Source organism: Corallococcus praedator, from assembly GCF_003612125.1.
GTDB lineage: Bacteria > Myxococcota > Myxococcia > Myxococcales > Myxococcaceae > Corallococcus > Corallococcus praedator.
Map to the genome: position 1 here is coordinate 1 of NZ_RAWI01000117.1, position 23664 is coordinate 23664.

Genomic DNA, 23664 nt, shown 5'->3' on the forward strand with positions numbered 1-23664 from the left:
GTCCAGCGGGACCACGGGGGTGGCGTGCTGTTGGGGACTTCACGCCGGGAAGGACAGGTCCCTGGGCTGCCCACCGTCCGGAAGCGGTGCGTGTGGGATTCAAGTGACGGCAGGGCCGGATGGCGCCATGCTCGGGGAATGACACAGAGTCGGAGAGAGCGGGCCGAAGCGCTTGGCGCGGCGCTGAAGACGGCGCGGCAGCAGGCGGGGCTCTCCATGGAGGAAGTCGCCGAGCATCTGGAGCTGGGGGTGGAAGTCCTGGCCCGTGTCGAGCGCGGCGTGATGGTGCCCACCATCCCGACGTTGAGCCGGCTGTGCGCGATGATGAAGCTGGATCCGGACAGCCTGCCGGACCTGCCGGAGCTCAGCGACTGACGGTGGGCCGCCCGCCCTCCAGCCCGACGGCAGGTCGCTCGGGCTTCAGTCCAGCCGCCCGAGCAGGTGCGGCTTCCCCTCCTCCGACAGCACGCGGAACGCCACGCCCCCGGACTCGCGGGCCGTCTGGAACGTCACGCGGGCCGGCAGGAGCAGGGGCTTCTTGAAGTCGCAGTCCAGGCGGAGCGCGTCCGGGTGGGCCGCCTCGCCCAGCTCCGCCACGCAGCGCGCGAGCGTCCACATGCCGTGCGCGATGGCGCGCGGGAAGCCGAACGGCCGCGCCGTGAGCGCGGTGAGGTGGATGGGGTTGAAGTCCCCGGAGGCCCGCGCGTAGCGGCGGCCGGTGTCGGCGGGCACGGTCCAGGGGGCAGGACGGCTCGCGGCGAACCGCGCGGCCTGGGCATCGTCCGGCGGGCGGTCCTTGCGGGAGGAGTCCTTGTCCTTCCGGGCCCCGTCCCGACGCAGCATGGTGGTGACGGCCTGCCACAGCAGTTCGCCGCTCTCCTCCGCTTCGACGCGCGTGTGCACGTCGAACTCATTTCCCGCGGGCACCTCACGTGGGCCCTCGAAGTGGCAGGACACGGTGAGCGGGGCGGCGTCCGCGATGCGGCGGTGCTGCTGGATGTGGTTGCGCACGTGCACGGTGCCCAGCACCGGGTACGGGAAGTCGGGCAGGCCCAGCAGGCCCAGGTGCAGCGGCGTCGCGAGCACCTGCGGATACGTCACCGGCAGGAAGCCATCGGCGTCGAAGCCGCACGCGGTGCGGTAGCGCGCCAACAGCTCCGGTGAGGCGCGGCAGCCATGCGCCCGCAGCGTCATCTCCGGCAGCGCCGTCCCACGCCCCTTCCTGCGGGTGAAGGCCGCGCGCAGGAGCGCGGCGGGCATCGCGGGGAGCGTGTGCAGGTCGAAGATGGTGGCGGACATGGGCGGGATTCTCCGCCAGCCGCCCCCATCCCGCGTGGGAAAAGTCAGGGGGATTCCGGCCCGCCGAACCGTCGGGCCGGTCCTCCCCTCCTCCAAGACGCGGCGGGTTCAGCGGACCGCGAAGCCCCAGGTGTAGGGGACGCCGCGATACCTGCAGGTGGTTCCGTCGCTCCACGCCCAGGTGTAGTCGAGCCGTGCGCCGGCGCAGTACTCGCCCGCGTAGTCAGCGAGGTGCCCCTGAGCCCCTCTCTGGCCGTCACTATCGCAGGCGTACTCAGGATAGACGCCCCCGTAATACCCATAATTGACACACCCCATCATGATCTGGGAGCTGGCCGGCCCGTAGGTGCCTTGTTTGAAGGCAGTTCCCGCGACACCGAAGGCCATGTTCGTCTGGCTGTAGCCCCATGCCGAGGGAGCGTAGGACTGGGTAAAGCTCTCTCCAAAAGTGCGGTTGAAGACCCTGACGCTGTTGAAGTCGAGGCACGCCAGGCTCTTCGACCAGTCTTCGTCGCCCGGGGTGCCGCGCGTCGCCACGCCCAGGCTCGTCTTCGCGTTGGACGCCTGCCATCCGGCCACCGTCCATCCGCCTCCGGACGTGGTCATGTCGCAGTAGTACGCGGACGGCTGCGAATCACAGGGGTTCAGGAAATAGACGCCGCTGCCCAGTGACGGGCAGTACTGATGCAACTCCTGGCAGGAATGCACGCTTGCGGAAGGGGCTTCCGGACAGGGCTTCTCCGGCAGGGTGGGACCTCCCGAACCCGTGCCCGACAGGGGATCGCTCCGCACCGTGAAGACGACGTCGTTGAAGTCGTCGTCCACCTGCTCATGCGCTCGGTCGAAGTCCTCGAAGGCCAGGACCCGGCGCTGGGTTTCCAGGTGGTACGCGCTCATCACGTGGCGCCTGCGCTCGACGGCCTCCGGGTTGAGCGCGTCCACGGAGTAGTAGGTCAGCTTGGAGAGGTCCACCTGGGTCCCATCCCAGCCGTCCGCCACCAGGAAGAAGCCAAGCCGTGTCCCGGCGGAGAACTGGCCCAGGTGGACGCGGTCCCCCGTGTGGAGTTCCCCCGTGGAGCCCCACGCCGAGGCATTGGGGAAGATGACGACTTTCTGCACGTCCTCCACCGTGGCAGGAGGACTCCCGTCCGGGTACGTGAAGTAACCCAGCGTGTTGCGGTAGGTGGCGCCCTCGGACACGAACGTCACCCAGACATCCGCAGTGGCCGTGACCAGGATGTTGGGGTCGTTCGAGGGCGCGACGTAGTCCGGGTGATGGACCGGGACGGACTGGTTCTCCGGCAGGGCTTCAGCGATGTCGGACAGGAAGCTGGCGGGCAGCGTTTCGGGCGTCGCGGCGGTGACCACGGATTGACCGCTGCTCAGCGCCTCCAACGGAGGAGACGGATGCGCCTCCGAGGGCTCACAGCCCCCGGACACCACAGCGCAAAAACCAAACATGACTCCAGCAACAAGGCGATACGGATTGCGGCGCATGGAATTGCCTCCAGACGGAGACAGATCCAACACCCCATGAAGCCAGTCAATGACTGTATATTTCAACCCGCCCGAGTCAAAGCAGACATCAACTCTTCAGGCCATGCCGGCGCAGGAGCCGATACAGGTACACGCGGTCCATGTCCGCGGCGGCGGCGGCCTGGGACACCTTGCCTCCGTGCAGCTTGAGGAGCGCTTCCACGTAATCGTGCTCGAAGGACTCCAGCGCCTGGCGTCGGGCCTCCGCGTACGTCAACGCGGCATCCACGGAACGGGGGGCCACGGGCGGATGACCGGAGTCGGAGAGCGCTGGCGGCAGCGCGCTCTGGAAGACGAGGCAGCGCTCCAGGTGGTTGCGCAGCTCGCGCACGTTGCCCGGCCACGGGGCCTTCTGGAGTCGCGCGAGGAAGTCCGGCGTGGTCAGCGACTCCACCTGCGCGGGCGTGGCGCCCAGCCCCGCGAGGATGCGCTCGGCGATGAGCGGGAGGTCCTCCGGCCGCTCGCGCAGGGAGGGGATGGGAATGCCCACCACCGCGAGCCGGAAGTACAGGTCCGCCCGGAAGCGGCCCGCCTGCACCTCCGCGCGCAGGTCGCGGTGCGTGGCCGCGATGACGCGCACGTTGACCGCTTGATGCATGTTGGAGCCCAGGCGGCGGATCTCCCGGTTCTCCAGCACGCGCAACAGCTTGGGCTGCAGCTCCGCGGGCAGCTCGCCAATCTCATCCAGGAAGATGGTGCCTCCGTCGGCTTCCTCGAAGGCTCCCACGCGCCGCTGGATGGCCCCGGTGAAGGCGCCCTTCTCGTGGCCGAACAGCTCACTCTCCAGGAGGTTCGCCGGGAGCGCGCCGCAGTCCACCACCAGGAAGGGAGCGCCCGCGCGGGCTCCCGCGCGGTGGATGGCGAGCGCGGCCCGGCTCTTCCCCGTCCCCGTCTCTCCTTCCAGCAGCACCGTGGCGTTGCAGGAGGCCGCACGCTCCATCCGATCAAAGCTGGCCCGAGCCGCGGCGGACCGGGCCACCAGTTCCCCGAAGGCCGCGCTCTCTGGAAGGGATTCCGGACGCGTCAACGGAGCGTCCTCCTCGCGCGACTCGCACCGGGCGGAGAACGACACCCCGCTGGTTCCGCTTCCCCCCCGCGTTCGCGCCTGGCGCCACCGGACCCCACCCACGAAGGTTCCGGGACGCTCTTTCGGGGACCTCGTGCGCGCGGCCCCCTTTCGCTCCGTCTTCATCTCGCAGTGGAAACGCGACACGGCGACTCCCTCGCTCGACCTCTTCATTGACGAAACGCTCCTCCCCCCAGCCACCACTTCGTTCAACGACTTGGAGGCCGTTCCCGTCACTTGTGACACGGTGATGCCGCGCGCGTGGAGGCAGGCATCCCGTTCAACTGGACGGACGGAGGTCCTGGGGCCCCCTGCCCCGGACGGTCTTCCAGCATCCCTCGTCAGCCTTTACGCCGGACCTTCTGGATATTCCCGGACAATTCCCCGGGCCATTTCCGCCCCTCTGGGGACGAGGCCTTCAGCGCACGATCAGGTCCACCACGAAGTCCGCACCGGCATCGCCCGTCCGGGCCGCATCCACCACGTCGGGCCGCTCGTCCCCCACCCAAAGGCCCAGCACGTCGTACACCAGCCACTGCGCAAGCGGTCGGGACACACCTTGCGCCGCCTCCCGGGGCACACCGGCCAGGGCCCCCTGCGTCTCCATCAGCGCCCGAGCCAGTCGCGCCGGTACCACCCAGCACTCGGCACGCACGAAGGCGGGCACCAGGAAGAGACAGAAGGCGGCCTCGGTGCGTGCGAGCAACGCGTCCAGCCGCTCGCGGCCCAGGCGGAACGTGGGCAGCCACTGGCCCTCGCCCCGCTGCTCCAGCTTCGCCACCGGCATCCGGACCACGCGCCGCGTGCGCACGAAGCCCTCGCGCTCCACCGACACGACGAAGGCCACCTCCACGCCCCCGTCACGCGCGGGGGGCGGCGCGCGTTGCACGGTCATCGTCAGGGACAGTGGGGAGGCGCGCCCCTGGGCCAGCAGCGAACCCAGGTCCGCCTGGATGCGCTCCAGCTCCGCGCGCAGGCCCTCCAGCAATCCGGCCACCAGCTCCGCGGTCTCCTCGCGGAAGCGCTCCGGATGGCGCGCGGCGACGTCCGCCTCCACGCGCCCCACCGCGCCCACCAGCAGGTCCTCCAGGTCGCGGTCGCGCAGCCAGGTGCGCCCGCCCACCGGCACCGAGCGCGTCGCGTGCAGGTGGCGCAGCGAAGCCGTCAACGTCGCGGGCTCCGTGGCCTCCACCGGCGTCGGGGACCTGCCCTGCCCCGCGCCCGCCTGGAGCCAGGACTGGAGCGAGCGCGCCCGGAAGCGGGCCTTGGGGGATGGGTGCTCCAGCATCTTGCGCACCAGCCGCCGGTCCGTGGCGGTGCGCACCAACGCGAGCACCGCCAGCTCCGCCTCGGAGGACGCCTCGTCCGGCGCGCACCACAGGAGGAACTCGATGGCCGCCTTGCGCAACACGGGCTTCTTGCCCATGCGCTGCGCCACCTCCGCGCGCCACGCCACCAGCCCGTCCAGGCCGGGCCGCGCGGGGGAGCGGAAGCGCGGCCACACCTCCGCGCACTCCTCCGCCAGCCACACCAGGTGCGCGTAGCCGGGCACGGACTCCAGCCGCGCGCGGGCCCGGGTGCGCCGCTCGAAGGCCTCCGGCACGCCCCGCCGCACGGCCGCGCGGAACAGCCGCTCCTCCAGCCACAGGAGCGCGAGCGCGAGCGCGGGTTCGTTCTTGCGCATCGTGCCGTGGCAATGGTCCAGGACGAACCGCGCGTGGCCCAGGTCCGCCGCCGCCTCGAAGTCGCTCTGCACCAGCGCGCCCAGCGCCCCGCGCAGCCCGTCCACCGGGGGCGAGTCGAAGAGCGTGAGCAGGTCGCACAGGTTCTCCACCACCGCGGGCGGGCCACCCACCTCCACCGTGCGCGCCAGCAACAGTCCCGCGCGCGAACACCAGTCCGGCTCCTTGCGCCCGTTGGGGTAGCACGCGAGGAAGCCGCGCATGCCACCGCGGCCGTCCGGGGACGTGGCCAGCGCGAAGAGACGCTCGCCCAGCACCTCGCTCGCCTCGCGCCAGGGGATGCGCGCGGCGCGCGTGCGGATGAACTCGGCGAGCCGGTCGCGGCCCTCCTCGCGCGTGTCGGGCAGGAGCGCGCGCAACTGCTCCAGCAGCCCCACCGACTTCGGCCCCGCGCCCAGCACCAACTTCAGGTCCACCTCCACCGCGTCCTGGAAGCGCAGCGCGCGGCCGTCGAACGTGCATGGCACGCCCCGCACCAGCGCCTGCAATGCATCCGGGTGGCGCTTCAGGTAGCGCGTGAGCACCGTGGACAGCGACGCGTCCGTCTCGCGCTGGATCCGCTCCGCGCCCTCCGCGTCCCCCGCCTCGCGGAGCGTGGCCACTGCTTCGCGCTGCCGGGCCAGGAGCTGTCCCAACAGGCCCGAGGGCGGCTCCGCGTAGGGCCAGAGCAGCTCGCTGCACGTGGACAACAGGAAGAGCACCTCGCCCGGACTGCGCTCGCCCGGGGACAGCCGCTCCCACGCGGCGGCCTGGGCCCGCGTGCGCTCCTCCAACGAAGCCCCGCGCACCCAGCGGGCGAAGTCCTCACGCCAGCCGGCGCTCAGGGCCACGGCGTCCTGGGGCGTCGCCACCGCCACCTGCGCATGCAGCGACTGGAGCGACTCCGGCCACCCGACCCCGGCCGACGACGGCATGGGAACAGACAGGCTCACCCGGGCCTCGCGACATCCGGAGTCCCGGCCGGCAGCAGGGCGGCGGAGACAGTGCTCGGGGCCACGGTGATGACGATGGACTTCGACGTGGGCGTGCGGCTCTTCTCCGCGTGGCTGTCCACCGGCACCAGCACGTTCGCCTCGGGGAAGTACGTGGCCGCGCACGCGCGGGGGATGTTGTACGGCACCACCAGGAACTCCCGGGCCACGCGCGTCTGGCCCTGGAAGTGGCTGGTGAGGTCCACCTTCTGCCCCGCTGACAACCCCCGCGCCTTCACGTCCTCCGGGTGCAGGAACACCACGCGACGGCCCTGGTGGATGCCCCGGTAGCGGTCATCCAGGCCATACACGGTGGTGTTGTATTGATCATGCGAGCGCAGCGTCATCATCAGCAACTGCCCCGGCTCCAGCTTCAGGCGCGGCATGGTGTGCACCGTGAAGTGGGCCTTTCCATCCGGCGTGGGGAAGCGTCCCTCGCGCGGACCGTTGGGCAGCGCGAACCCGCCGGACTCGCGCACGCGGCGGTTGAAGTCCTCGAAGCCCGGGATGCAGCGGGAGATGAGCTCGCGCACCCGGTCGTAGTCCTCCACCAACGACAGCCACGGAACCTTCGAGCGGGCCCCCAGCACCGCGTGCGCCAGCCGCGCGACGATGACGGGCTCGCTGAGCAGGTGTTCGGACGCGGGCGTCACCGCGCCGCGCGACGCGTGCACCATCCCCATCGAGTCCTCCACGGTGACGAACTGCCGCCCCGTGGCCTGCACGTCATGCTCCGTGCGGCCCAGGCACGGGAGGATCAACGCGCGCCTTCCATGCACCAGGTGCGCGCGGTTGAGCTTGGTGGACACGTGCACCGTGAGGCGCGAGCGCCGCAGGCCCTCCGAGGTGAACTCCGTGTCCGGCGTGGCCGACAGGAAGTTGCCCCCCAGCGCGAAGAACACCTTCACCCGGCCATCATGCAGGCCCTTCAGCGTGGCCACCGTGTCCAGCCCGGTGTGGCGCGGCGGCGAGAAGCCGAACTCGCGCTCCAGCGCATCCAGGAACGCGGGCTGGGGATGCTCCCAGATGCCCATGGTGCGGTCGCCCTGCACATTGCTGTGCCCGCGCACCGGACACACGCCCGCCCCGGCCTTGCCGATGCTCCCGCGCAGCAGCGTCAGGTTGACCACCTCCTGCACGTTGCCCACGGCGTTGCGGTGCTGGGTGAGGCCCATGGCCCAGCAGAAGATGGTGCGCTCGGATCTCGCCAGGATGTCCGCCGCGGACTCAATCTGCTCGCGGGACACGCCGCTCTGTTCCACGACGTCGTCCCACGACACCGTGCCCAGGTGCGCCGCGTACGCGTCGAAGCCCGCCGTCCTGCCTTCGACGAACGCCCGGTCCACCACGGTGCCGGGCGCCTTCGCCTCGCGCTCCAGCAGCGACTTGCCCAGCCCCTGGAGGAGCGCGACGTCGCCGTTGATGCGCACCTGGAGGAAGAGCTTGTTGAGCGCGGTGCCGGGACCGAACAGGTGCAGCACCTCCTGCGGGTGCTTGAAGCGGTTGAGCCCGGTCTCCGGCAGCGGGTTGACGCTGACGATTTCACAGCCCCGGCGCGCGGCGGCCTGGAGCGCCGTGAGCATGCGCGGGTGGTTGGTGCCAGGGTTCTGGCCAATGACGAAGATGGCCTGCGCGTGGTCGAAGTCCTCCAGCGTGACGGAGCCCTTGCCAATGCCCAGCGTCTCCGAGAGGCCCGTGCCGCTGGACTCGTGGCACATGTTGGAGCAGTCCGGCAGGTTGTTGGTGCCGAACTGCCGCACGAACAACTGGTACAGGAACGCGGCCTCGTTGCTGGTCCGGCCGGACGTGTAGAAGCACGCCTCGTCCGGCGAGCCCAGCGCGTTCAACTCCTCCGCCACCAGCGCGAACGCATCGTCCCACGACAGGGGCTCGTAGTGCGCGGCGCCCTCGCGCAGCACCATCGGGTGCGTGAGCCGGCCCGCCTTGCCCAGCCACAGGTCGGACTGCCCGGCGAGCCGCGCCACGCTCCACTCGCGGAAGAACTCCGGCGTCACGCGCTCGCGAGTCCCCTCCTCCGCCACCGCCTTCGCGCCGTTCTCGCAGTACTCGTTCACCGACCGGTGCGACGGATCCGGCCACGCGCACCCGGGACAGTCGAAGCCATCCGTCTGGTTGATCTTCCAGAGCAGCTTGCCGCCGCGCCAGGGCCCCGCTTCTCCCAGCACGTGCTTGAACGCGTGCAGCACCGCGGGCAGGCCCCCCGCCACCGTCTTCACCGCGCCCACATCCGGAGGGCGGACCTCCACGGGAGGCTGGGCCGCCGGCACCGCCAGGGCCTTCTCGTCCGCGTCCTCCACCTGTCGTGGTGCCTTGGCCATGTCCCACCTTCGTCCCGGGTCCGTTCGCTTCCGGGCGCGGACTCTACCCCGCTCCCGCCTTCCCGACAGGTCGGGGGTTGATCAGGACTCTCCTGGAATAAGGACAAGACCATATTCTCAAGTCTCACCGGGCTCATGCAGGATGTGTCCCCACGGGGTGCTTCACGGCCCCCGTCCCCCCAAGCAGGAGCCATCCCCATGAAGGCCATCTCTTCCGTCGCCGCCGCCGCCGCGCTGTTCGTGTCCGTCCCCGCCCTGGCCGGGCACAGCATCCAGTCCACCCACGGATTGTCCATTGTCGACAACGGCGCGTCGTCTCCGGCGACGGGCGTCAACATGGCGATCACCTGGAACGAGAGCACCCTGTACGCGTACGCGAGCTTCAGCGGCATCGCGAACGGCAACTCCTACGACTTCAACCTGGTCGGCTCGTCCGTCACCGCCGTCACCGCCTCCAACATCAACGGCCTGTGGAACATCCACCGCAACGGCGTGCTCATCTGTGGCGGCTGCACCGGCAGCGCCTACGGACTGACGGCGGGGGTGGGCAGCGGCATCAAGTTCTACACGAGCGGTGAGGTCTACGGCTTCAGCGCCTACGTGGACTCGCGCCAGGACTACTGACGCACGGAGCCTGCGCGGTAAACACGTATTTCACGCATAGCGGGTTTCGTGCAGGATGGGGGCACATGCGGGGTCCCCGTGCCCCCATCACTCGGAGTTCCCATGAAGGCCGTGCGTTTCGCCATCGCCGCCGCGCTGCTGCTGTCCCTCCCCGCCCTGGCCGCCGCCGGTGTGCACAGCATCTGGTCCGACAGCGGCATGTACATCAGCGACAACTCGGGCTCGACCCTGTATCCGGTGACGGAAGGGGGCGTGGTGATCAGCTGGAGCGAGTCCACCGGGGCCGTGTTCGCGAACCTGCACGGTCGCGCCGTCATCCTTGGCAGCCCCACCCCCACCTTCCGGGACTATGACGTCGAGCTGATCAGCGGCTCCGCCAGCTTCCCCACCGAGGACGTCATGTTCGGGCAGTGGAACATCCGCCGCAATGGCGCGCTCATCTGCGGCAACTGCCGGGGGACCCTCGTCGGACTGGATTCGGGCAGCAGCATCCAGTTCTTCGACAGCACCAACAAGTTCCGCTTCTTCGCCAGCGTGGGGGCGCGCAAGGACTACTGACGCACGGCGTCCAGGCGGCCCGGGTTCGCGAGGGGACAGGCCCTGCACGGCGTCCCCCCGCGACGTGGAAGGTTCGGTTAGGGTGCCCGCCCGGGCGCCCCTTCACGCGCCACCTTTCCAGGAGCCTTCCGCATGTCCCGCATCATCCGCGCCTCTCGCGGCACCACCCTCTCCTGCAAGGGCTGGGTGCAGGAGGCCGCGCTCCGGATGCTGATGAACAACCTCGACCCGGACGTGGCCGAGCAGCCCGGAGACCTCGTCGTCTACGGCGGCACCGGCAAGGCCGCCCGCGACTGGCCGTCGTTCGACCGCATCGTCTCAAGCCTCCAGAGCCTCACCGATGACGAGACGCTGCTCGTGCAGTCCGGCAAGCCCGTGGGCATCCTGCGCACGCACCCGGACGCGCCGCGCGTGCTCATCGCCAACTCCAACCTCGTGGGCCACTGGGCCAACTGGGAGCACTTCCACGAGCTGGAGAAGAAGGGCCTGATGATGTACGGCCAGATGACGGCCGGCTCGTGGATCTACATCGGCACGCAGGGCATTCTTCAGGGCACCTACGAGACCTTCGCCGCCGCGGGCCGCTTCCACTTCGGCAGCGAGGACCTGGCCGGCCGCCTCATCCTCTCCGGTGGCCTGGGCGGCATGGGCGGCGCGCAGCCGCTGGCCGCCACGATGAACAACGCCGTGTTCCTGGGCGTGGAGATCGATCCGCACCGCGCCCAGCGCCGCGTGGAGACGCGCTACCTGGACGTGGTGGCGAAGGACATCGACGAGGCGCTGGCCCTGGCGAAGGACGCGCAACAGAAGCGCGTGGGCCGCTCCATCGCCATCATCGGCAACGCGGCGTCGGTGTTCCGCGAACTGTACAAGCGCGGCATCAAGCCGGACCTCGTGACGGACCAGACGAGCGCGCATGATCCGCTCAACGGCTACATCCCCACGGACCTGTCGCTGGAGGCCGCCGCCGAGCTGCGCAAGCGCGACCCGGAGGGCTACGTGAAGCGCGCGCGCGAGTCGATGATCATGCACGTGCAGGCGATGAACGACTTCCAGGCCGCCGGCAGCCACGTGTTCGACTACGGCAACAACCTGCGCGGCCAGGCGAAGGTGGGCGGCATGCAGAACGCCTTCGAGTTCCCCGGCTTCGTGCCCGCGTACATCCGCCCGCTGTTCTGCGAGGGCATGGGCCCGTTCCGCTGGGTGGCGCTGTCCGGAGACCCGGAGGACATCCGCCGCACGGACCGCGCGGTGCGCGAGCTGTTCCCGCACAAGGCGTCGCTCAACCGCTGGCTGGACATGGCCCAGGAGCGCGTGGCGTTCCAGGGCCTGCCCGCGCGCATCTGCTGGCTGGGCTACGGCGAGCGCGCCAAGGCCGGGCTCGCGTTCAACGAGCTGGTCCGCAAGGGCGAGGTGAAGGCGCCCATCGTGATTGGCCGCGACCACCTGGACTGCGGCAGCGTGGCGTCCCCCAACCGCGAGACGGAGGCCATGAAGGACGGCTCGGACGCGGTGGCGGACTGGCCCATCCTGAACGCGCTGGTGAACGCGGTGAACGGCGCGTCGTGGGTGTCCTTCCACCACGGCGGCGGCGTGGGCATGGGCTACTCGCTGCACGCGGGCCAGGTCATCGTCGCGGACGGCACCCCGGAGGCCGCGCGCCGCATCGAGCGCGTGCTCACCTCCGACCCCGCCATGGGCGTGCTGCGCCACGCGGACGCCGGCTACACGGAGGCCACCGACGTCGCGAAGGAGCGGGGCGTGCGCATCCCGGGCCTCACCGCCTAGAGTGCGCCGGATGCCAAGCCGGATCCGCGCAGTCTTGATGACGGGGGTGCTGGGGGTGCTCGCGGCCTGCACGCCCACCACCACCGGGCCCATGGTGATGCGCATGGGTCCGGGCCTGTCCAACGAGCGCTTCTATCAAATCGGCTTCCGCTCCGGCCCCCGCCTCAACGCCCCGCAGCTGTCCGAGCGCGGGGAGCTGGACGGAGCCTTCGAGGGCGACGCGAAGCCCTTCGACAGCGAGCAGTGGGGCATCGCCTACGACGGAACGGTGACGCTGCCGCTGGATGAGCGGCTGTCGCTGCACGTCGGGCTCCAGGGGGAGTTCTTCCTGGCGCCGGTGCCGGGCTACGGCCTGTACTCGGGCCTGTCGTACTACATCGGTTCGCGGACGGTGGGGCTGGCCCCGGCGATCGCGGTGCGGGGCGCGTCGGACTTCGGCCTGGGCGACACGGACAGCACCAGCAGCCTGTTCGGCATGGAGGGCACCTGCGCCTTCAGCGTGCAGCCGGAGCCCGGCATGTCGCTGGGGCTGGTGCCCTTCGTGGGCGTGCACCAGTCCCTGGTGAACCCCGGCTCGCAGGTGACGAGCGTGTATTACGGCGCGGTGGTGGCCGCGCAGATTTCCTTGGGCGAGGCCGGCAAGTCGAAGCTGGAGGTGTCCGGCGGTTTCGGCCGGGCCCGCGCGAATGGCAGCAGTTGGAACGTGCCCATCGCCGGGGTGCGTGGAGGACGCTGACACATGACGGAAGCGCTCGACCTGTGGGTTCGCAACACCTCCGAGGTGCTCACCGTGGAGGGCACGCACCGCGAGCCCGCGGAGGTGGCCCTCACCCCGCGCCCCGCCGCCTGCGTGGGCATCCGCCAGGGCCGCGTGGCCTTCGTGGGCCGGGAAGCGGACCTGCCCAGGGGCGCGCTCACGGACGCGACGGAGATCATCGACGCCGAGGGCGGCTTCGTGGGCCCGGGCTTCGTGGATCCCCACACGCACCTGGTCTTCGCGGGGGAGCGCTCCGCGGAGTTCGACCTGCGCAACCAGGGCGCCACGTATCTCGAAATCGCCAAGGCGGGCGGCGGCATCGTCAACACGGTGGGCGCCACCCGCGCGGCCAGCGAGGAGGAGCTGGCCCGGCTCGCCCTGCCCCGCCTGGAGCGGCTGCTCGCGCAGGGCGTGACGACCGCCGAGGTGAAGAGCGGCTACGGCCTGTCGCTGGCGGACGAGCTGAAGATGCTGCGCGCGGTGCGCCGGCTGGGCGCGCTGTCCCCGCTGGAGCTGGTGCCCACGCTCCTGTGCGCGCACGCGGTGCCCGCGGAGTACCAGGGCCGCCGAGGCGACTACCTGGACCTGTGCATCAACGAGATTCTCCCCGCCGTGGCGCACGAGGGCCTGGCGCGCTTCTGTGACGTCTTCACGGAGGAGAGCGCCTTCACCGTGGACGAGTCACGCCGCCTGCTGCTCGCGGGCAAGGCGCTGGGCCTCACGCCGCGCCTGCACGCGGATCAGCTCACCGCCTGCGGGGCCTCCGCGCTCGCCGCCGAGGTGGGGGCCAGCAGCGCGGACCATCTGGAGCAGGTGACGGACGAAGGCATCCGCGCGCTCGCCGCCGCGAACGTCACCGCCGTGCTCGTGCCCACCTCCACCCTCTTCCTGCGCATGCGCCCCTACGCGCCCGGCCGGAAGTTGCGCGACGCGGGCGTCAACATTGCTTTGGGTTCAAACGTGAATCCCGGTTCTTCCATGACGGAAAACCTGGCGCTGGTGCTGGGGCTCGCCTGCCTGGAGAACGGGCTGACGGCCGCCGAGGCGTACTGGGCTGCGACACGGGGCGCCGCGCAATGCTTGGGGTTGCAACGGCAGGGGCGGCTGGCTGTTGGTGATGCGGGCGACCTGGTGGTCTTCGGCTGTCGCAGTTACCGGCACCTGCCTTATCATCTGGGTATCAGCCACGCGCGAGTGGTGGTGAAGGCAGGACAGGTGGTGTGTCGCGCGCGGATGGATTGCTGTCCCTGAGTGCGTGCCGCTGAACAACGGGCATCGTCCGAGGGGGCAAGTGGAACTTCCCTCGTGGGCCGGCCGTTGTAGAGATCAGCTGCCACCATGTGCCGATTATTTGGATTCAGATCCGCGGTTCCCGCTGCTGTCCATACCGCCCTGGTGACGGAGAGGAACTCGCTCCTCATCCAGTCGCGCGAGCACAAGGACGGATGGGGCATTGCCTCATACGGACAGGAATGTTCCCCGCTCGTGGCGCATGGCGTGGGCCCCGCGCACAGCGATCCTGATTTCGAGCGGGTGTCGAGTCAGGTGTCCGCGCGCACCGTGGTCGCGCACATCCGGCTCGCGAGCGTGGGTGCGGTGGAGATCCGCAACTCGCACCCGTTCCATTTCGGCCGCTGGTCGTTCGTGCACAACGGCACGCTGCGCGAGTTCGCGAAGCACAAGGCCGCCGTGGAGGCGCTCATCCACCCGGAGTTGCGCGTCAACATCAAGGGCACCACGGACAGCGAGCGCTGCTTCTACCTGTTCCTGTCGCGGCTCGCGGAGCGGGGTCCGCTCGACGGCTCAGTGCCGGCGGAGTCGATGGCACGAGCGCTGGCGGAGACGATGACGCTCGTGTCCACGATGACGGACGTGCCAGGAAGCCGCGAGCCGAAGGAGCGCTCCGCGATGAACTTCCTCGTCACGGACGGCGAGGCGATGGTGGCCACGCGCCGCAACCGCACGCTCTTCATCTCCTCCGGCATCGGCGGCTGCCCTGAAGCGCTGCGCGCGCCGAACACGGACGTGCCGCTCCAGCAGTTCCTGGTCGCCAGCGAGTCGCTGTGCGGCGGTCCCCACTGGGTGCCGGTGGATGAAGAGGACGTGGTGGGCGTGGACGCGCGGCTCGTCTTCCGCCGCTGGAAGGTGCAGACGCTGGCCGAAGGTGTGCTGAACCCGCGCGCGTGTGAGCCGACCCAGAGCAGCGTGGCCTGAACCGCGCTGCGTGGTGGGCCGCACCCGGGGCGTGCTTCAGCCGAGCCACGCCTCAAGCAGCGCGGTGGGACGCGCACCAAACGCTTCGGCCTCAAGGCTCCGCTCGGCCTCCCCTGCATGGCGCAGCGAGATGCGCAGGAACTCGCGCGGCGCGGCCTGGGGGATGCGGTCCAACCACTCCACCAACATGGCGCGGTCGTTGTCGGCCACCATGTCCACGAAGCCGGTGGCGTACAGCTCCTCGTAGTCGGCCAGCCGGTACAGGTCCGCGTGGTACAGCGGGATGCGGCCCTCGTACGGATACACGATGGCGAACGTGGGGCTCGCCACCTCCGACTTCGCCACGCCCGCGCCTTCCGCCACGCCGCGCACCAGGTGCGTCTTGCCCGCGCCCAGGTCGCCCACGAGCCCCACGAAGTCCCCGGGCTCCAGCAGCTTGCCCAGCTTCACGCCCAGCCGGTGCGTCTCCTCCGGGGACGGAGACACGAGGCGCCGCGTGAGGGTGGGCTCGCTCATCGCCCCCACCGCACCCAGACCGACCCCAGGTCCTCCAGCAGGTCCGTGGCGATGAGGCCCATCAGGCCCCGCCGCTTCGCCGCGAGGTCGCCCGCGAGTCCGTGCGCGTACACCGCCGTCCACGCCGCCCTGGGCAGCTTGATGCCCTGCGCGAGCAGCGCGCCGCACACGCCCGACAGCACGTCACCCGTGCCACCGGTGGCCATGCCCGCGTTGCCCGTGGGGTTGATGAACACGCGCCCGCCCGGCTCCGCGATGAGCGTGCGCGAGCCCTTGAGCACCACCGTGACGTTGAGCGACGTGGCCATGTTCAGCGCCACGCCCACGCGGTGCTGCTGCACGTCCTTCGTCGTCCGCCCCCACAGCCGGGCCATCTCCCCCGGGTGCGGCGTGAGCAGCACGGGGCCCTTCGCCCGGCGCAGCACGGTCAGGTCCTCCGCCACGGCGTTGAGCGCGTCCGCGTCCAGCACCGCGGGCACGTCCACCGCCGCCAGCAGGTCGCCAATCAACGCGCCCGTCTCCGGGCCCCGGGGGATGCCCGGGCCCATCACCAGCGCATCCTTGCCCTCCAGCGCGCCCTTCAGCGCCTCCAGGTCGCCCTTGCCCAGCGGCCCCTCTCCCGGCAGGGCGATGCCCATGATCTCCGGCGAGTGCGCCATCACCCACGGCAGCGCCTCCGCGCGCGTCGCCACCGTGACGAGCCCCGCGCCGCTGCGCAGCGCCGACAGGGCCACCATCGCCGCCGCGCCCGTCTTGCCCGAGCTGCCCGCCACCACCAGCACGTGGCCGTAGGTGCCCTTGTGCGTGTCCGCGCGGCGCGCCGGAATCACCTCGCGCGCGTCCTTCTCCTCCACCCGCAGCAGCTCCGCGCCCGACACCGCCCGCGCGGACTCGCCGCCCAGGCCAATGTCCACGCGCCGCACGTCCCCGCACAGCGAAGCGCCGGGCTCCAGCTCATGCGCGGGCTTCAGGAACCCGAAGGCCACCGTGACGTCCGCCTCCACGCACAGCGGAAAGGGCTCCGCGGTGTCGCTCTGGAGGCCTGACGGCACGTCCGCCGCCACCACCTTCGCCCCCGCGCGCCGCCACCGCGCCACGGTGCCAATCGCATCCGCGAAGGCCCCTTCCGGCGCGCGGCGCAGGCCGGTGCCGAACAGCGCGTCCACCACCACGTCCCCCGCGCCCGCCTCCGGCAGCGCCTCGAAGGCGCGCGGCGATTCGCCAAAGCCCTCCAGCGCCTGGAGGTTGCGCTTCGACTCCGCAGTGAGCTTCGCCGTGTCGCCCACCAGCGACACCACCACGCGCGCCCCACCTTCGAGCAGGAAGCGCGCGGCGACGAGCCCGTCCCCGCCGTTGTTGCCGGGGCCGCAGAGCACGGTGAAGCGCCCCCCCGGACCCGCGATGCTCCGGGCGGCGTCCGCGAGCGCACGGCCCGCGTTCTCCATCAACAACCCGGAGGGCATCCCGTGGTGTTCCTGGGCGGCCGCTTCGGCTTCACGCATCTGGACGGCGGTGAGCACGCGCTGCATGGCTTCAGTCCTTCCTGCTTCACTTCGTCTGGAGCACCACCGTGGCCGCGGCCACGCCGGCATCATGGGTGAGCGCGAGCATCGCCTCCCACCCTCGCGCTTCCATCACTTCACGGGCCACGCCGGAGAGCACGAAGCGCGGCGGGCCGCCCTCGCGCACCACCTCCATGTCCTTCCAATGCACCCCGGGCGGCACGCCCATCGCCTTCACCAGCGCCTCCTTCGCCGCGAACCTCGCCGCGAAGGCACTGGCCGCGTCGTGGCGGGGCGCGCAGTAGGCACGCTCGCCTTCGGTGTACACGCGCGCCAGGAACGCATCCTTGCGAGGCCCGTCGAGGATGCGCTGGATGCGCTCGATGGAGCAGAGGTCCAACCCCAGGCCGACGATGGACATGGCGGCTACCCCGGGTCGCGCATCAGTTCCAACATCTCTCGCACCGCGCGCTCGAAGCCCACCAGCACCGCGCGCCCGACGATGGCGTGCCCGATGTTGAGTTCGTCGATCTCCTGGATGCGCGCGATGGCCTGCACGTTGTCGTAGTTGAGCCCGTGGCCCGCGGCCACGCCCATGCCCAGCTTCGCGCTCGCCTTGGCCGCGTCCACGATGCGCGCCAGCTCCCGCGCGCGCTCCTTGTCGTTGCGCGCCTCGCAGTAGCGCCCCGTGTGCAGCTCCACCCGGTCCGCGTTCACCTTGTGCGACGCGCGCACCTGGTCCAGGTCCGGATCGATGAACAGCGAGACGGCGATCTCCCCGTCCTTCAGGTTCTTGATGATCTTCGCGATGGTTTCGCGCTGGCCCGCGACCTCCAGGCCGCCCTCGGTGGTGAGCTCCTCGCGCCGCTCGGGCACGAGCGTCACCACGTCCGGCTTGTACTCGTAGGCGATCTTCACCATCTCCGCGGTGGCGGCCATCTCCAGATTGAGGAGCGTCTGCACCGTGTCGCGCAGGATGCGCAGGTCCCGGTCCTGGATGTGGCGCCGGTCCTCGCGCAGGTGGATGGTGATCTGCCGGGCGCCGGCCAGCTCCGCCATCGCCGCCGCCGTCACCGGATCCGGATACACGGTGCGCCGCGCCTGCCGCAGCGTCGCCACGTGATCCACGTTGACACCCAGTCGCTGTCCCATCGACCGCTCCTCACCCGGCGCGAGGTGCGGGATTGTCCGAGGCCCGGGCCCGCGCCGGCCCCTCTATTGGTGGCCGGCGTCCGGAAGTCAACCGTCCTGCGCGGGGCCCGGGACGGAAGGCCCCGTCCTGCTAACCGTTGAGCGCCTTGGAGATCGCCTCGACGATTTCGCGGGCGTAGGCCTCGTTGCGCGTCGCGTCCTCGCCTTCGATGAGGACGCGGGCCTTGGGCTCGGTGCCGGAGAAGCGCACCAGCACGCGGCCGGAGGAGCCCAGCTTCTGCTCCACGTTCTTGATGGCCTTCATCACCGTGGGCAGCTCGCCCAGCTCCCGGCGCTGCTTCACCACCACGTTGAGCAGCGTCTGCGGCACCGGCTGGAAGATGGAGGCCAGCTCGCTCAGGGGCTTGCCCTGGCGGCACATCACCGCCAGCAGCTGGAGCGCCGCGAGCGTGCCGTCGCCGGTGGTGGTGTGGTTCAGGAAGATGAGGTGACCGCTCTGCTCGCCACCCAGGCTGTAGCCGTTGCGGCGCATCTCGTCGACGACGTGACGGTCACCCACGCGGGTGCGCGCGACCTTCACGCCCCACTGCGCCACCGCGCGCTCCAGGCCGATGTTGCTCATCACCGTGGCGACGAGCGTCTTCTTCTTCAGCTCCTTGCGAGCGACCAGCTCACCCGTGCAGATGGCCATGATGGCATCGCCGTCCACGACGTTGCCCTTCTCGTCCACGACGATGAGGCGGTCCGCGTCGCCGTCCAGCGCCACGCCCAGGTTGGCGCCGTGCTTCACCACCGCCTTGGCCAGGCCCTCCGGGTGGAGCGCGCCGCACTTGTGGTTGATGTTCTTGCCGTCCGGAGACACGCCCAGGGCGATGACCTTCGCGCCCAGCTCCTCCAGCACCGCGGGCGCCGTCTTGTAGGCCGCGCCGTTGGCGCAATCCACGACGATGGTCATCCCCTCCAGCGTCAGCTCACGGGGGAAGGTGGCCTTCAGGTAGACGATGTAGCGGCCCCGCGCGTCCTCCAGGCGGATGGCGCGGCCAATCTTGGTGGCCGTGGGGCGGATGTTGTCGATCTCTCCGCTGGAGACCAGCTCTTCAATCTTCGCTTCCGTCTCATCCGGCAGCTTGAAGCCGTCGCGCCAGAAGAACTTGATGCCGTTGTCCTGGTAGGGATTGTGCGACGCGGAGATGACGGCGCCCGCGTCCGCGCGCATGGACGTGGTGAGGTTGGAGATGCCGGGCGTGGGCAGCGGGCCCACCTGCTCCACGTCGACGCCCATGGAGATGAGGCCGGCGGACAGGGCCTGCTCCAGCATGTAGCCGGACAGACGCGTGTCCTTGCCCACGATGACGCGGTGCCGGTGCGGACCGCTGCGGATGAGGTACGCCAGCGCGCGACCGAGCTTCATCGCGACCTCGGCCGTCATCGGATAGACGTTGGCCACGCCGCGCACGCCGTCGGTGCCGAACAGCCGCTCCGTCTTCTGCGCTTCCTTGGGGGGCATGTTCATCCTGTACGCCATGTGTCCCGCTCCACCTTTCCCACGCCGGAGATGTCCTCCGGCCACGCTCACGTCCCGGGGCTTATACCCCTTCCGACACGCGGGCTCGAACGTAGGGACGGGATGACCACCAGGCAAGCACCCAGGCACGCCCGCCTGGCCTCTTTATGACAACCAGGCTTGCGTGCGTCAGGCGCCGTACAGGTCGCCGCCGCCCCGGGCATGGCGAATGGCATCCGCCACCGCCAGCGCGTCGCGCGCCTCCGTCACGTCGTGCACCCGCACCACGTCCGCGCCGCCCATCACCGCCATCGCCGCCACCGAGCCCAGCGTGGCCGCCAGCCGCTCGGTGGGGCCCCTGCCTCCCGTGAGCTTTCCAAGGAAGGACTTGCGGCTGGTGCCCACGAGCAGCGGCTGACCCAACCCCCGCAGTTCCTCCAGCCTCCGTAGCAGGAAGAGGTTGTGCTCCAGCGTCTTGCCGAACCCGATGCCGGGGTCCAACAGGATGCGCTCGCGAGGGATGCCCGCCAGCAGCGCCTGGAGCACGCCCTGCTCCAGGTAGTCCATCACCTCGCCCATCACGTCCTCGTAGAAGGGCGCCTGCTGCATCGTCCGGGGCATCCCCTGGGTGTGCATCAGACAACACGCCGCGCCCGCGGCGGCCACCACGCCGGGCAGGGTCGGGTCGAAGTGGAAGCCGGTGACGTCGTTGATGAGGTGCGCTCCGGCCTTGAGCACCTCCGCCGCCACCGACGCCTTCATGGTGTCCACGGAGATGGGCACCGACGTGCGCGCCCGCAGGCCCTCCACCACCTGGAGCACGCGCGCCAGCTCCTCCTCCGCGGGCACCGGAAGCGAGCCCGGCCGCGTGGATTCACCTCCGACGTCGAGGATGTCCGCGCCGGCCTCCGCCAGGGCGACCCCGTGCTCCACCGCGCTGGCCGCGTCCGGGAACCGGCCGCCGTCGGAGAAGCTGTCCGGCGTGACGTTCACCACGCCCATCACGTACGTGCGCGTGCCCCACTCGAACCGGCGTCCGCCCAGCTCCAGCACGGGCGGCGTCTGGAGTTCGAGCACGGCCTCCAGCGCGCGCGCCAGCGCGTCCGTGCGGGGCGACTTGCGCGCCAGCGTGATGAGCCGCTCGAACTGCTTGCGGCTGCCGGACAGGAGCGCATCCCCGGCCCGGTCGCTGGCCTTGCCCGACACCCAGGTCGGGAACTGCTCGCGCTCCCGGGTGCCGTATTCGGGAAGCAGCTCCTCCTCGTAGGAGGGCCGTCCTCCCGTGACGAGCACCTGCGCGTGGCCCAGCTCGCGCGTCAGCTGCTGGCAGGAGCGCACGGACAGGTTCAGCCGGCGCAGCGCCAGCATCAGGTCGTCGGGACGATCGCGGGAGATGAGACGGGCACGCATCACGGTCGGGGCACCTCGGCGGCAACGGGCTCAGGCGAAGGCCCAGTGTCGCCGCTTCCTTTCGCCCACGGAAGGCCAGACCCAAGCGAAAGGCCCTCCCCGACAGTCGCGGGAAGGGCCTTCGTCACTGCGTCAGGTGCCGCGAGAGGCGACTACGCCTTCTTCGGCTCCATGTTGGGCAGGCCCTCGAGCGCGTCGAGGATCTTCCGCTTGTCCTTCTTCTCCGTCGGCTTCGGGGAGGAGCTGACGCGCGGGGGCGGACGCTCACGGGTGAGCTGGCCGCCCTGCAGGATGATGTTCACGTCCTCGGCGTCGAGCGTCTCGTACTCCACCAGGGCGTCGGACACGCGCTGCAGCACGTCCATCTTGTCGGTGAGCAGCTGCTTGCCGTGGGTGTAGCAGCCCACGACGATGCTGCGCACTTCCGCGTCGATCTGCCGGGCGGTGTCCTCGGAGTAGTCCTTGGACGAGTTGAAGTCGCGGCCCAGGAACACCTCACCGTCGCTCTTGCCGAACGCCAGCGGGCCCATCTTCTCGCTCATGCCCCAGCGGCACACCATGGCGCGCGCCGTCTCCGTCGCCCGCTCGATGTCGTTCGCCGCGCCGCTGCTCATCTCGTTGAACATGATCTCCTCGGCGATGCGGCCACCCATCGCCATGGTGATCTGATCCAGGATCTGCTTGCGGTAGCCGTTCACCTTGTCCTCGGTGGGCAGGCTCCAGGTGACGCCCAGGGCCTGACCGCGCGGGATGATGGTGACCTTGTGCAGCGGGTCGCAGCCCGGCAGCAGCTTGGCGAGCAGCGCGTGGCCGGCCTCGTGGACGGCCGTGTTCCGCTTCTCCTTGTCGGTCATGATCATGGACCGGCGCTCCGGGCCCATGAAGACCTTGTCCTTGGCCTGCTCGAAGTCCGTCAGGTCCACGCGCTCCTTGTTCTGGCGCGCGGCCATCAGGGCCGACTCGTTGACCAGGTTCTCCAGGTCCGCGCCCGTCATGCCGGGCGTTCCGCGGGCGATGACCTCCAGCTCCACTTCCGGCGCCAGCGGCACGCGGCGGGTGTGCACCTTCAGCACGCCCAGGCGGCCCTTGAGGTCGGGACGGGGAACGATGATGCGGCGGTCGAAGCGGCCCGGGCGCTGGAGCGCCGGATCCAACACGTCCGGACGGTTGGTGGCGGCGATCAGGATGACGCCGTCGTTGGACTCGAAGCCGTCCATCTCCACCAGCAGCTGGTTGAGCGTCTGCTCGCGCTCGTCGTGACCGCCGCCCAGGCCCGCGCCACGGTGGCGGCCCACGGCGTCGATCTCGTCGATGAAGATGATGCAGGGGGCGTTCTTCTTGCCCTGCTCGAACAGGTCGCGCACGCGGCTGGCGCCGACGCCCACGAACATCTCCACGAAGTCCGAGCCGGAGATGGAGAAGAACGGGACGCCTGCTTCACCGGCCACCGCGCGGGCGAGCAGCGTCTTGCCCGTGCCCGGAGGCCCCATCATCAGGACGCCCTTGGGGATGCGGCCGCCCAGCTTGGTGAACTTCTTGGGGTCCTTGAGGAAGGCGACGATCTCCTCCAGTTCCTCCTTGCACTCGTCCACGCCAGCCACGTCCGCGAACGTGACCTTGTTGTGGCTTTCGCTCAGGAGCTTCGCCTTGGACTTCCCGAACGTCATCGCCTTGCCGCTGCCGCCCTGGAGCTGGCGCATGAAGAAGATGAAGAACAGGAACAGGAAGACGACGGGCATCCACTGCCCGAGGATGGTGAGCCAGAGGCTGTTCTGCTCCTCGCGCTCGTACTTCACATCCACGCCGGCGGCACGGAGCTGGTTGAGCACGGCCACGTCCGGCGGCGGTCCCGTGGTCCGGAACTTGTCGTTCGAATCATTGAACGTGCCGGAGTAGGTGTTGCCCTTGACGGAGACGGCCCGGACCTTCTTCTCCTCCACCTTGGTCAGAAGCTGGGTGAAGGTCGGTTCCTGCACCTGCTCGTTGCCTTGCGAGAAGAAATTGTAGAAGGCGACGAAGAGGACGATCAGGATGACCCAGAGCCCGATGGTCTTGTAGGTCGAACGCACGTTTCAGCTGCCCTTTCGGTACTCGGCGGGATGAGGGCCGTGCCAGGAAGAACCCCGGCGATGTTCGTCATTTGCCCGGCGCCCGCCTGTGTGCAGGCCAGCGACGGACCGTATCAGCAACAGTAAAAAGCCCTCAACTATTTAGGGGTCCGCGACCATCCCCCCGTTTCGAGGCATCGACTCTATAACGGAGGCCCCTTGCGTTCGCTTGTGGCCGGAGATGACGCCCACAGCGAGTGTCGGGAAGCCACCTCGGTGCTTGGCGCTCCCCGGTCCGCGACGGAGACCCCGACCCCGGGGAGCCACAACAGCCCCCCGTCCGCGTCCACCACCACCGGTTGCGCGTCGCGCGCCTCCGCCGGAACGCGGGCATCCACCAGCACGTCCTGCACCTTGCGGTGCCCCGACCGCGTGCGGACGCGGTCCCCCGGCCTCCGGGAGCGCACTGTCAGTGGCCACGCCGTCTCCTTCCCCAGCGCGAACTCCAACACGCCCGGGGGCGCGGATCCTTCCGCCACCTGGAAACGCCACGCGCCAAATCCACCCTCCGCGCCCCCGGGCGTGTTGGAGTTCGCGCTGGGGAAGGAGACGGCGTGGCCACTGACAGTGCGCTCCCG

20 protein-coding genes are annotated in these 23664 nt (G+C 70.2%); 7 read left to right on the forward strand and 13 right to left on the reverse strand.

Going from position 1 to position 23664, the window contains the following annotated elements; genetic code table 11:
* Positions 1-138 precede the first annotated feature (138 nt).
* Complete coding sequence (locus D7Y13_RS17125) at positions 139-375, forward strand: helix-turn-helix domain-containing protein (RefSeq protein WP_120533568.1); 237 nt, start codon at positions 139-141, stop codon at positions 373-375.
* Positions 376-420: 45 nt separating this feature from the next.
* Here the strand turns inward: D7Y13_RS17125 and D7Y13_RS17130 are convergent, their stop codons facing one another.
* The 5 genes from D7Y13_RS17130 to D7Y13_RS17150 all read right to left on the reverse strand — a co-directional run bounded on the left by D7Y13_RS17130 (position 421) and on the right by D7Y13_RS17150 (position 8953).
* Positions 421-1299, reverse strand: coding sequence for a MaoC family dehydratase (locus tag D7Y13_RS17130; RefSeq protein WP_120533567.1), 879 nt, complete (start codon positions 1297-1299; stop codon positions 421-423).
* A gap of 108 nt (positions 1300-1407) precedes the next feature.
* Positions 1408-2739, reverse strand: a complete 1332-nt coding sequence (locus D7Y13_RS17135) for a fibrinogen-like YCDxxxxGGGW domain-containing protein (protein ID WP_158620334.1) — start codon at positions 2737-2739, stop codon at positions 1408-1410.
* A 145-nt stretch (positions 2740-2884) separates the two neighbouring features.
* The gene (locus tag D7Y13_RS17140) at positions 2885-3907 is read right to left on the reverse strand and encodes a sigma-54 interaction domain-containing protein (protein WP_370450752.1); all 1023 of its coding nucleotides are present in this window, start codon (positions 3905-3907) and stop codon (positions 2885-2887) included.
* Positions 3908-4319: 412 nt separating this feature from the next.
* Positions 4320-6575 (reverse strand): hypothetical protein, encoded by a 2256-nt coding sequence (locus tag D7Y13_RS17145; RefSeq protein WP_341870423.1) that lies wholly within the window; start codon positions 6573-6575, stop codon positions 4320-4322.
* Entirely contained in the window at positions 6572-8953 is a 2382-nt protein-coding gene (locus tag D7Y13_RS17150; RefSeq protein WP_120583155.1) for an FdhF/YdeP family oxidoreductase, read from the reverse strand. The genes D7Y13_RS17145 and D7Y13_RS17150 overlap by 4 nt, the downstream gene beginning before the upstream one ends.
* Before the next feature lie 198 nt (positions 8954-9151).
* Between D7Y13_RS17150 and D7Y13_RS17155 the strand changes: the two genes are divergently transcribed.
* From D7Y13_RS17155 to D7Y13_RS17180, 6 genes are all read left to right on the forward strand, one after another.
* On the forward strand, positions 9152-9577 hold the full coding sequence (locus tag D7Y13_RS17155; protein ID WP_120583156.1) for a hypothetical protein: 426 nt from the start codon (positions 9152-9154) through the stop codon (positions 9575-9577).
* 102 nt (positions 9578-9679) lie between these two features.
* A complete protein-coding gene (locus D7Y13_RS17160; RefSeq protein WP_120533561.1) occupies positions 9680-10135 on the forward strand; it encodes a hypothetical protein in 456 nt (151 codons plus the stop codon).
* A gap of 132 nt (positions 10136-10267) precedes the next feature.
* Positions 10268-11923, forward strand: a complete 1656-nt coding sequence (hutU, locus tag D7Y13_RS17165; protein ID WP_120533560.1) for a urocanate hydratase — start codon at positions 10268-10270, stop codon at positions 11921-11923.
* Between the two features lie 37 nt (positions 11924-11960).
* Complete coding sequence (locus tag D7Y13_RS17170) at positions 11961-12659, forward strand: hypothetical protein (RefSeq protein ID WP_233595450.1); 699 nt, start codon at positions 11961-11963, stop codon at positions 12657-12659.
* Positions 12660-12662: 3 nt separating this feature from the next.
* A complete protein-coding gene (gene hutI, locus D7Y13_RS17175; RefSeq protein WP_120583157.1) occupies positions 12663-13931 on the forward strand; it encodes an imidazolonepropionase in 1269 nt (422 codons plus the stop codon).
* Positions 13932-14018: 87 nt separating this feature from the next.
* Positions 14019-14894, forward strand: coding sequence for a class II glutamine amidotransferase (locus tag D7Y13_RS17180; protein WP_120583158.1), 876 nt, complete (start codon positions 14019-14021; stop codon positions 14892-14894).
* A gap of 36 nt (positions 14895-14930) precedes the next feature.
* Here D7Y13_RS17180 and tsaE read toward each other — a convergent pair whose 3' ends face one another.
* The 8 genes from tsaE to tilS form a co-directional block, all read right to left on the reverse strand.
* Positions 14931-15410 (reverse strand): tRNA (adenosine(37)-N6)-threonylcarbamoyltransferase complex ATPase subunit type 1 TsaE, encoded by a 480-nt coding sequence (tsaE, locus tag D7Y13_RS17185; protein WP_120583159.1) that lies wholly within the window; start codon positions 15408-15410, stop codon positions 14931-14933.
* A complete protein-coding gene (locus D7Y13_RS17190; RefSeq protein ID WP_120583160.1) occupies positions 15407-16939 on the reverse strand; it encodes an NAD(P)H-hydrate dehydratase in 1533 nt (510 codons plus the stop codon). Before D7Y13_RS17190 ends, tsaE begins: the two co-directional genes overlap by 4 nt.
* Positions 16940-16958: 19 nt before the next feature.
* A complete protein-coding gene (acpS, locus tag D7Y13_RS17195) occupies positions 16959-17333 on the reverse strand; it encodes a holo-ACP synthase (protein WP_120533555.1) in 375 nt (124 codons plus the stop codon).
* Between the two features lie 5 nt (positions 17334-17338).
* Complete coding sequence (locus D7Y13_RS17200) at positions 17339-18064, reverse strand: pyridoxine 5'-phosphate synthase (RefSeq protein ID WP_120533554.1); 726 nt, start codon at positions 18062-18064, stop codon at positions 17339-17341.
* A gap of 130 nt (positions 18065-18194) precedes the next feature.
* Positions 18195-19589 carry a phosphoglucosamine mutase gene (gene glmM / locus D7Y13_RS17205; protein ID WP_120533553.1) on the reverse strand — a complete coding sequence of 465 codons (1395 nt, stop codon included), beginning with the start codon at positions 19587-19589 and terminating at the stop codon, positions 18195-18197.
* Positions 19590-19757: 168 nt separating this feature from the next.
* On the reverse strand, positions 19758-20978 hold the full coding sequence (gene folP / locus D7Y13_RS17210) for a dihydropteroate synthase (RefSeq protein WP_341870424.1): 1221 nt from the start codon (positions 20976-20978) through the stop codon (positions 19758-19760).
* 152 nt (positions 20979-21130) lie between these two features.
* Positions 21131-23047: an ATP-dependent zinc metalloprotease FtsH gene (gene ftsH / locus D7Y13_RS17215; RefSeq protein WP_120533551.1), complete on the reverse strand. Its 1917-nt coding sequence runs from the start codon at positions 23045-23047 to the stop codon at positions 21131-21133.
* Between the two features lie 182 nt (positions 23048-23229).
* Positions 23230-23664 (reverse strand): tRNA lysidine(34) synthetase TilS (gene tilS, locus D7Y13_RS17220; RefSeq protein WP_147452461.1); only part of this gene is annotated, 435 nt, incomplete at its 5' end.

Coding starts and splice junctions, on each gene's coding strand:
- D7Y13_RS17160 (WP_120533561.1), top strand. CDS start 9,680: ATGAAGGCCGTGCGTTTCGCCATCGCCGCCGCGCTGCTGCTGTCCCTC.
- D7Y13_RS17150 (WP_120583155.1), bottom strand. CDS start 8,953: ATGGCCAAGGCACCACGACAGGTGGAGGACGCGGACGAGAAGGCCCTG.
- D7Y13_RS17200 (WP_120533554.1), bottom strand. CDS start 18,064: ATGGGACAGCGACTGGGTGTCAACGTGGATCACGTGGCGACGCTGCGG.
- glmM (WP_120533553.1), bottom strand. CDS start 19,589: ATGGCGTACAGGATGAACATGCCCCCCAAGGAAGCGCAGAAGACGGAG.
- D7Y13_RS17190 (WP_120583160.1), bottom strand. CDS start 16,939: ATGCAGCGCGTGCTCACCGCCGTCCAGATGCGTGAAGCCGAAGCGGCC.
- D7Y13_RS17130 (WP_120533567.1), bottom strand. CDS start 1,299: ATGTCCGCCACCATCTTCGACCTGCACACGCTCCCCGCGATGCCCGCC.
- folP (WP_341870424.1), bottom strand. CDS start 20,978: ATGCGTGCCCGTCTCATCTCCCGCGATCGTCCCGACGACCTGATGCTG.
- acpS (WP_120533555.1), bottom strand. CDS start 17,333: ATGTCCATCGTCGGCCTGGGGTTGGACCTCTGCTCCATCGAGCGCATC.
- tsaE (WP_120583159.1), bottom strand. CDS start 15,410: ATGAGCGAGCCCACCCTCACGCGGCGCCTCGTGTCTCCGTCCCCGGAG.
- hutU (WP_120533560.1), top strand. CDS start 10,268: ATGTCCCGCATCATCCGCGCCTCTCGCGGCACCACCCTCTCCTGCAAG.
- D7Y13_RS17155 (WP_120583156.1), top strand. CDS start 9,152: ATGAAGGCCATCTCTTCCGTCGCCGCCGCCGCCGCGCTGTTCGTGTCC.
- D7Y13_RS17170 (WP_233595450.1), top strand. CDS start 11,961: ATGACGGGGGTGCTGGGGGTGCTCGCGGCCTGCACGCCCACCACCACC.
- D7Y13_RS17125 (WP_120533568.1), top strand. CDS start 139: ATGACACAGAGTCGGAGAGAGCGGGCCGAAGCGCTTGGCGCGGCGCTG.
- hutI (WP_120583157.1), top strand. CDS start 12,663: ATGACGGAAGCGCTCGACCTGTGGGTTCGCAACACCTCCGAGGTGCTC.
- D7Y13_RS17180 (WP_120583158.1), top strand. CDS start 14,019: ATGTGCCGATTATTTGGATTCAGATCCGCGGTTCCCGCTGCTGTCCAT.